The sequence below is a fragment of the Thiolapillus sp. genome (assembly GCF_048562965.1).
Lineage (GTDB): Bacteria > Pseudomonadota > Gammaproteobacteria > Chromatiales > Chromatiaceae > Thiolapillus > Thiolapillus brandeum_A.
This window is the reverse complement of sequence record NZ_JBHNMF010000811.1, coordinates 1-1,319: the sequence shown is the minus strand read 5'-3', so window position 1 is coordinate 1,319 and position 1,319 is coordinate 1. Positions and strand designations below refer to the sequence as shown.

3 protein-coding genes are annotated in these 1,319 nt (G+C 53.0%); all 3 read right to left on the bottom strand.

What is annotated here, in order from left to right; genetic code table 11:
• Nucleotides 1-547 (bottom strand): tyrosine-type recombinase/integrase (locus ACOCD2_RS20285; RefSeq protein WP_419625979.1); only part of this gene is annotated, 547 nt, incomplete at its 3' end.
• 127 nt (nt 548-674) lie between these two features.
• Nucleotides 675-881: a hypothetical protein gene (locus tag ACOCD2_RS20280; protein WP_293646488.1), complete on the bottom strand. Its 207-nt coding sequence runs from the start codon at nt 879-881 to the stop codon at nt 675-677.
• On the bottom strand, nt 803-1,006 hold the full coding sequence (locus tag ACOCD2_RS20275) for a hypothetical protein (RefSeq protein WP_293646486.1): 204 nt from the start codon (nt 1,004-1,006) through the stop codon (nt 803-805). Before ACOCD2_RS20275 ends, ACOCD2_RS20280 begins: the two co-directional genes overlap by 79 nt.
• Nucleotides 1,007-1,319 lie beyond the last annotated feature (313 nt).

The window sequence follows — 1,319 nt, the reverse complement described above, 5'->3', positions numbered from 1 at the left end:
GGGTATTGCTGTTGGGAAAGAGCCAGTCTTGTGGATGATAACGCTGCCAGTAGTGACGCAACTGCGCCAGCAGCGCCGCCGATACCATCACGGTGCGATCCTTCGCCCCCTTACCTTGTTCTACGCGCAGCAACTGCCGCTCATCGACATGCCGTACCTTCAGCGACACCAGCTCACTGACCCGTAGCCCACAACCATAGCAGGTCAACAACAGCATGCGGTGTTTGGGATTGTGGCAGGCCTCGATGATCTGCTTTACTTCCTGACGCGTCAGCAGTTCCGGTATCTTCTGGGGACGCTTGGGAATCTGAATGGGTACATCAAATTCTGGCCACTTCAGTACCTGTAAATACAAAAAACGAATACCATTGAGATACAAACGGCAACTGGCTGCACTCAAATGGCGCTCTTTGACCAGGTAAACAAAATAGTCCTGGATCTGAGCTTGCTGAAGCTGGTCCGGCGGCTTATGGAAATACGTTGCCAACGCCCTCACGGCGGCCAGATAGCTTTGATGAGTGCGGGGTGAAAAACCACGCTGCTGCATGGCATCGATCATTTGTTGGCGTAGGGATGTCATCGAACTTCTCCTTTGTTGAGACCAGGATCGGTCTTAACAAAGTGTGGTCGATAATCTCCCGAAGGGTGGGCTTGGGGAGCTACCGCGAAGCGGTTTAGTTCAACATGATGCTGGCGGCACAGGCTGCTTTTCGCAACCCTGCCAGTTTTCCGGAATAGCTCAGGCTGCAAAAACTGCTACAGACCACATCCGCCAGCGTGTACCGGCAGGCAGCCACCCCCGCTACCAGCCATGGAGAGCGAAGCGAAGGCTGGTAGTCCCCAGTAGCCGCGAGGCCGCACTGCTTACCCGTCGTGCGCATAGCGCCAGAGGGGAAGCAAAGTAGGCATTCGAACGCGGCGTCCAGTCATTGGGAGACAAGTACGGAGCAGCAACGAGCTTGCGAAGTTGTTGTGTAGTGCTTGGTGACCAGGACGGCTGGGGCACGAATAGGTTGTCAAAGGCCGAGTCGATTTTGGGGACTGGGATGTCCCAAAATCTATCACGAGGTCGAAGACACGCTTGATGTCACCAAGCCCAACCGGGCAATGTTAGCCATTAACTATAGGCTTAATTGTTAATATCTACTTTCACTATCGATAGCTTTTAGCTATAATAAGCGCACATTGAATAGATAACAACTAAACAGGAGCAACAAAATGGCTGACCAAACAGGCACCAGCGTACCCCAGGTGGTATTCAAGACCCGCCAGAACAACGAATTCGTGGATGTGCGCAGCGAAGACATCTTCAGCGGAAA

Bases quoted from the DNA above. Each gene is read 5' to 3' on its own strand.
- ACOCD2_RS20280 (WP_293646488.1), bottom strand. From the start codon at position 881: ATGCGCACGACGGGTAAGCAGTGCGGCCTCGCGGCTACTGGGGACTAC.